A 6719-nucleotide genomic window follows, 5' to 3' on the forward strand; every position below is an offset into this window, starting at 1 on the left:
AGTCATTTTACCCGCTTAAACCCAACGTCTCACCGCTTTTTTATACGCTAAATATTCATTACCAAATTTTTGGGCTAACGCCTCTTCTTCTGGGAAGATTTGCAGCACGTTGATGAGCCAAATAAACAGTGGAAGCACCAATAGAGCAGTAACATTTTCAAGATAAATTGCAAATGCGACAAGAAAAATGGCGAGGCTGAGATACATCGGATTACGGCTAAAGCGATATATGCCCGTTTGGACAATATGGCTGGTTTGATTTGGATGAAGCGGGCTGATGGTCGTTTTAGCAAGACGGAATGAGATAACGCTTACTATGCCAATAACGCTACTTAATCCAACCAACATCACAATCAACCAAGTTGCCTTTGGCAAGGTAAGGATAGTCGGCAAGCAATACATTATAGCCATACAAATCAGGCTTAACACAGGCGGTGGAATTTTGGTTTTCATTTGCAAATTTTCCCTTGTTGAATTTCAAATAGTTGATCTTGCGAATTTTTCTGCCATTGCATCTGGCTTAATTGTTCTTGGGTAATGGCAGTCACAAAAACCTGTGATTGGCTTTCACGCAGACGTTGTGAGAGCAATTCACGTTTGACGGGATCAAGCTCCGAAGCAAAATCGTCAATCAAGAAAATACAAGGTTTCTCTTTCTCGGCAGTTAAATATTCACCTTGAGCTAATCGTAAGGCACACATTAAGAGCTTTAACTGCCCTCGAGAAAGTACATCTTCCACAGGCAAGCCGTTGGCTCGGAAGCGGAAATCCGCTTTTTGTGCACCTAACATTGTATAGCCTAGTGAGCGGTCGCGCTCAAAGCCTTGTTGTAAGATGTCAGTATAATCAGCACCTTTTTCCCAACCTTGATAAAAGCTGACTGAAACCTCTAATTCAGGTAAGAAAAAAGCACAATGACGGGCAATTTCAGGCGTAATAGCGGCAGCATATTCGGCACGCATAGCGGTCACATTTTGAGCGGTTTTTACCAATTCAATATCCCAATGTTTCAACTCGTTGTAGTTTCGGACTTGCTGTAATGCGGCATTACGTTGTTTCAACAAACGTTTAAGATTGACCCATTGTGGATAAAAATCACTCTGTTGATGGAATAAGCCCCAATCTAAAAAAGCACGGCGATAGCTCGGCCCACCATTGAGCAACGTTAATCCTTCAGGCGTGATCACTTGCATTGGTAAAAGATGGGCAAGATCGGCAATTTTGTTGCCATCTTCACCATTGATTTTAAGTATGGTATTGCCCGAACGCTGTTTTTGTAGCCCAACCGTCCAGCTATGTTTTTCCTCATCAATTTTACCGTGCAAGACAAAATTTTCTGCCTCGTAATTGATTACACGGTTGCTGATATGACTTTTAAACGAACGACCGTGCCCGAGGTAAAAAATCGCTTCAAGCAGGCTGGTTTTGCCGCTTCCATTGTGTCCGACGATAAAGTTGAAATTCGGGCTGAGATCGAGCTCAGCTGAGGAAATGTTACGGAAATTCTGAATGATAAGGCGAGATAGGGGCATAGAAAGTTCTGATGATTAAAAGGATGATTAACATCACTTTCGTAGGGGAGGGGGTTATCCCGTCCCAATTAAAGAATATTGGGCGGGGATAAACCCCGCCCCTACGCAAAGAGCAATGTTGCTGCTAGGATAAACAACTACAACCTCATTGGCATAATCACATATTCTGCAGTGTTGTTATCGCAATCTTCGATTAAACAACTTGAGCTTGCATCCACTAGGCTAAAACGCACGCGTTCGCATTTGAGCGTATTTAATACATCTAACACATAGCTTACGTTGAAACCAACTTCCATTGCTAAACTTTGATAATGTACATCAATAATTTCTTCTGCCTCTTCTTGTTCTGGATTGTTGGCAGTAATTTTGAGTACATCTTGTTCAAGTGTTAAACGCACGCCACGGAATTTTTCGTTTGATAAAATCGCCGCGCGCATTAAAGCTCGACGAAGCACTTCAGTATCCGCTTCTAAAATACGATCTGCATTACGAGGTAAAACTCTGCGGTAATCTGGGAAACGTCCATCAATCAATTTTGACGTAAACACTACGTCATTCATCGTTACACGAATATTGCTTGAGCCAATCTCTAAACGCACGATTTCGTTGCTTACGCTTAACAAGCGGGAGAGTTCTAACACTGCTTTACGAGGCACGATTACAGAGTGCGAAACAAGCTCTTGCGTGAGTGGCATTGTGCAGACCGCAAGACGATGCCCATCAGTTGCAACTGCACGCAATAAATTACCTTCGGTTTCGAATTTCATTCCATTTAAGAAATAACGAGCATCTTGGTTCGCCATTGAGAATTGAGTTGCATCAATTAAGCGGGCAAAAATGGCTTGTTCAAGGCTGAAATCCACTTCTGGCGTCCAATCCATTAAATTTGGATACTCGCTTGCAGGTAAAGTCGCTAAACTAAATTTACTGCGACCTGCTTTAACTATGGCTTTATCCTCCTCGAACTGCACCGAAATGAGACTATCTTCAGGCAAACTCTTCGAAATATCCAAGAATTTCTTGGCAGGAATGGTAAATTTTCCTGAAAAATCGACCGCTTGAGCTAATTGGGCTTGGGTGCTTAGTTCCACCTCTAAGTCTGTTCCCGTAAGAGAAAGGCGATCGCCTTCTACTTCAAGCAAAATGTTGTTAATGATAGGCAACGTTGGACGGCTTGCAAGTACACCGCACACTTGTTGCAAGGGTTTGAGTAACTGTTCTCTGGTAATCGTAAATAACATAACCATTCCTAATCGTCGTTTTTATGATGATAATTTGCGTGTTAAAAGAGTGTAATCTTCTTGGATACTGGTATCAGTATCACGTAATTCTGCAATGGTTTTGCAAGCGTGCATCACGGTGGTGTGGTCACGTCCGCCGAACTCTCGCCCAATTTCTGGCAAGCTATGATTGGTCAGCTCTTTTGCCAATGCCATTGCGATTTGGCGTGGACGTGCAATGGTTCGTGTGCGACTTTTCGATTTAATATCCGCCAATTTAATGTTGTAATGATCCGCCACCACGCGCTGAATATTTTCGATCGTAATCAGCTGTTCATAAGCGGCAAAACGGTCACGTAATACTTCACGTGCCATATCAATCGTAATCGGGCGATGAGTTACCGTCTGCCACGCAATAACAGAGTTTAACGCCCCTTCGAGTTCACGCACGTGAGTACGTAATTTTTGTCCGATCAAATAGGCTACATCTTCTAACAATTCCACGCCTCGTTCTTCCGCTTTTTTACGCAAAATCGCCACGCGGGTTTCTAATTCTGGCGGTTCGATCGTGGAGCTAATCCCACAACTAAGACGCGATTTAATCAGCGGATCAATACCTTCAATATTTTTCGGGTAAACATTAGAGGTCAAGATCACTTGCTTGCCTTGATCAAATAAGGCGTTTAACAAGTGTAAAAATTCCTCTTGTACCTTCGGCTTATCCGCCAAAAACTGAATATCATCGATCATCAATACATCCAATGAGCGGTAGAATTTTTTGAGTTTATCCGCTTCTTGGCTGTTAGTGTTAATCGCTTTCAAAATATCACGATAAAAACGTTCCGAATGAATATAAAGAATACGCAAATTTGGTGTTTTTTTGAGCAACGAATTACCGATCGCATGCAAAAGGTGAGTTTTCCCCAAGCCCGTATTGGCGTAAAGAGACAATGGATTGCAATGACTCTGCCCCAGCTCGTTTACTACCTGTTGTGATACCGCTTTGGCAAGCTGGTTTGAGCGACCTTGTACAAAGTTATCGAAGTGCTGACCTGGGTTAATTCCCGTTTTAAATGTACCCATAGCAGGATCTTGCTGAGCATTCTGTGTTGCTTCCACGCGTTTTTCATTCGGGCGAATCCCCACGCGAGTGGTGACGATCAACGCTTCATTCTTGGACAAAAAACGAGCCAGATCAATGATCTCATTCAAGAAATTATCTTTTACCCATTTCTCAACAAACTGATTTTGAGCATAAAGCGTTAATTCTCCATCGCTAAAACTCGCCTGTAACGGGCGTAGCCAAGTGCTATAGTCCGTAGACGATACTTTTGATTGTAAATGATTAAGGCAATCCGCCCAAAGAGAAGACACGATTTACTCCCAAAACTTGTGAAAAAGGTTGTCTATAATACCTTAAAACCTTGTGGAAATCTTGCAAATTTTTTAGAAAAAATTACCGCTTATTTTTCTTCAAGCAATTTGCGGAAATTTCCGCTATAATTCGCTTCATTTACATTCATTACATAAAAGAGAACAATGAAAGAATCTATCATTAGCAAGTTAGAAAGTTTAAGTGAACGCCACGAAGAGTTACAAGCATTGTTAGGCGATGCCTCTGTGATCTCAGATCAAGACAAATTCCGTGCTTATTCTAAAGAATATTCTCAATTAGAAGAGGTAGTTAGCACCTTCAATCGCTGGAAAAAGCTCAACAACGACATTGAAGATGCACAAATCCTATTAGATGATCCTGATATGAAAGAAATTGCCGAAGAAGAGATCGCAGAAAACAAAGCCGAAATTGAGCAGCTTGAGCAACACTTGCAAATTCTCTTACTGCCGAAAGATCCGAACGATGAATACAACGCCTTCTTAGAAATCCGTGCGGGAACGGGCGGTGATGAAGCGGGTATTTTCGCAGGCGATTTATATCGTATGTACAGCCGTTATTGCGAAAGTAAACGCTGGCGTATCGAAGAGCTTTCTGCCAATGAAAGCGAACAGGGCGGATACAAAGAAATCATCGTGAAAATTTCAGGTGAAGGCGTGTATGGTCAGCTTAAATTTGAATCAGGTGGTCACCGCGTACAACGCGTACCAAAAACCGAATCGCAAGGGCGTATTCACACCTCAGCTTGTACCGTAGCGGTAATGCCAGAATTACCAGAATCGGAAATGCCAGAAATTAACCCAGCGGATTTGCGTATTGATACTTACCGTTCATCAGGTGCGGGTGGTCAGCACGTTAATACCACCGACTCAGCGGTACGTATTACCCACCTTCCAACAGGAATTGTAGTAGAATGCCAAGATGAGCGTTCACAGCATAAAAATAAAGCGAAAGCGTTGGCAGTATTGGCTTCACGCATTGTGCAAGTTGAACAAGAACGTCAAGCAGCTGAGCAGGCGGATACACGTCGTAACTTACTTGGTTCAGGCGACCGTTCGGATAAAATTCGGACTTACAACTACCCACAAGGTCGTGTGACGGATCACCGCATCAACCTTACTGTTTACCGCTTAGATGAAGTAATGAACGGTAAAATTGATGAGTTGATTCAACCAATCATTACTGAATATCAAGCTGACCAATTAGCTGCGTTATCTGAAAATGCATAATAAATTTGCCCTCATTTCGAGGGCATAAAATTTTAAGGAAATCAACATGTTAAAACGTTTATCGGTAATTTTCTCGCTATTTTTGACCGCTTGTACGAGTCATGTTTTTACAACAAGTTCGTCAAAATCAAACGAAAATGCACAACCTCAGCCCTCTTATCCAATCAAAACCTCATCGGTAAAAGCAGATTATTTTATTGGTAACTGGGCATGTGAAATGAGTGGCGGCAATACAAGTTCATCTAATACTGTCCAGCTTACACGAGATGGTTATGCATATTATTTAGGTACATTCACCATGCCAAAAGAAGAACCGCTGTTTCAATATCAGCTAGAGCGTATCGGTACCTGGTCTTTTTCAAATGATGTATTAACCTATCAATTTAGCAAAAGCAATTTTACCCGTGCCCATACTTTTGAGATGTTGAAAAAAATTAAAACCGATAAAAATCTAAATGCTGAAGAGAATGCCATTTTTAACGGGCGCTCCTCACAGTTGAATAATTCAAGCAGTAAACCTGTTTCACTTTCCGTCAGTGATTTTACCGATCAAAGTTTTGTTATTAGTCAGCAATTAGCTGAAACGACGAGAACAGGAATTTGTAAACGCATTATTAAATAGTGATACCTTACCGCAGGCAATTTCCTGCGGTTTTTTGGAAAACGCTCTCCTTTTACAAGCCAGTCAAAACTCACTAGCCCTCCATTTTATCTAAATTTTGTTGTTTTTTGCTCACCTTGTGTGATATTCGCCCGCTTTTTAATTTTGCGAATCTTTGAAGAAATTTCACCGCTTGGTAGCCTTTATCTACCCATCTTTCGCCTATTCCGCTATAATTCCCACAATTTTCCCGCTATCTTCCCTTTATCGGGAGCTAATTTTCAAAAGGACATAATTATGATGCGTACAAACTATTGTGGCGAATTAAACCGTAGCCACGTTGGACAAAATGTAACTTTAAGTGGCTGGGTACACCGTGTGCGTAACCTTGGTCGTTTTATCTTTATGCAAATCCGCGACCGTGAAGGCGTGGTGCAAGTATTCTTCGATGAGAAAGATGAAGCGTTATTTAAAGTAGCATCTAGCCTGCGTGCAGAAGCCTGCGTGCAAATTCAAGGTGAAGTGATTGCTCGTGATGAGTCGCAAATCAACAAGGATATGGCAACGGGCGAAATCGAAGTGTTAGTGAAAAATGTGTTAGTTTATAACAATGCTGATGTACTGCCACTCGACTTCAACCAGAACAACACTGAAGAGCAACGCTTAAAATATCGCTACTTAGATTTACGCCGTCCTGAAATGGCAGAAAAACTTAAAACGCGTGCGAAAATTACCAGCTTTGTA

Annotated in this window: 7 protein-coding genes; 3 read left to right on the plus strand and 4 right to left on the minus strand. The window is 41.8% G+C overall.

Annotation, left to right across the window (positions count from 1 at the left end; genetic code table 11):
* Window positions 1–15: 15 nt before the first annotated feature.
* The 4 genes from KH943_RS02900 to dnaA all read right to left on the minus strand — a co-directional run bounded on the left by KH943_RS02900 (window position 16) and on the right by dnaA (window position 4126).
* Window positions 16–453: a methyltransferase family protein gene (locus KH943_RS02900; RefSeq protein WP_304107394.1), complete on the minus strand. Its 438-nt coding sequence runs from the start codon at window positions 451–453 to the stop codon at window positions 16–18.
* The gene (gene recF / locus KH943_RS02905; protein ID WP_304107397.1) at window positions 450–1532 is read right to left on the minus strand and encodes a DNA replication/repair protein RecF; all 1083 of its coding nucleotides are present in this window, start codon (window positions 1530–1532) and stop codon (window positions 450–452) included. The genes KH943_RS02900 and recF overlap by 4 nt, the downstream gene beginning before the upstream one ends.
* 137 nt (window positions 1533–1669) lie before the next feature.
* A complete protein-coding gene (gene dnaN, locus KH943_RS02910) occupies window positions 1670–2773 on the minus strand; it encodes a DNA polymerase III subunit beta (RefSeq protein ID WP_304107398.1) in 1104 nt (367 codons plus the stop codon).
* A gap of 21 nt (window positions 2774–2794) precedes the next feature.
* Window positions 2795–4126, minus strand: a complete 1332-nt coding sequence (dnaA, locus tag KH943_RS02915) for a chromosomal replication initiator protein DnaA (protein WP_304107401.1) — start codon at window positions 4124–4126, stop codon at window positions 2795–2797.
* A 165-nt stretch (window positions 4127–4291) separates the two neighbouring features.
* Here dnaA and prfA point away from each other — a divergent pair, with 165 nt between their 5' ends.
* The 3 genes from prfA to KH943_RS02930 form a co-directional block, all read left to right on the plus strand.
* The gene (gene prfA / locus KH943_RS02920) at window positions 4292–5374 is read left to right on the plus strand and encodes a peptide chain release factor 1 (RefSeq protein WP_005707125.1); all 1083 of its coding nucleotides are present in this window, start codon (window positions 4292–4294) and stop codon (window positions 5372–5374) included.
* Between the two features lie 46 nt (window positions 5375–5420).
* Complete coding sequence (locus KH943_RS02925) at window positions 5421–5996, plus strand: hypothetical protein (RefSeq protein WP_304107406.1); 576 nt, start codon at window positions 5421–5423, stop codon at window positions 5994–5996.
* A gap of 276 nt (window positions 5997–6272) precedes the next feature.
* Window positions 6273–6719 (plus strand): OB-fold nucleic acid binding domain-containing protein (locus KH943_RS02930; protein WP_304107409.1); only part of this gene is annotated, 447 nt, incomplete at its 3' end.

It is taken from the genome of Haemophilus parahaemolyticus (assembly GCF_018373095.1).
GTDB lineage: Bacteria > Pseudomonadota > Gammaproteobacteria > Enterobacterales > Pasteurellaceae > Haemophilus_A > Haemophilus_A parahaemolyticus_A.

What these genes read in the sequence shown, in the direction of transcription:
- KH943_RS02900 (WP_304107394.1), bottom strand. Translation starts at nt 453, where the DNA reads ATGAAAACCAAAATTCCACCGCCTGTGTTAAGCCTGATTTGTATGGCT.
- recF (WP_304107397.1), bottom strand. Translation starts at nt 1,532, where the DNA reads ATGCCCCTATCTCGCCTTATCATTCAGAATTTCCGTAACATTTCCTCA.
- dnaN (WP_304107398.1), bottom strand. Translation starts at nt 2,773, where the DNA reads ATGTTATTTACGATTACCAGAGAACAGTTACTCAAACCCTTGCAACAA.
- prfA (WP_005707125.1), top strand. Translation starts at nt 4,292, where the DNA reads ATGAAAGAATCTATCATTAGCAAGTTAGAAAGTTTAAGTGAACGCCAC.
- KH943_RS02925 (WP_304107406.1), top strand. Translation starts at nt 5,421, where the DNA reads ATGTTAAAACGTTTATCGGTAATTTTCTCGCTATTTTTGACCGCTTGT.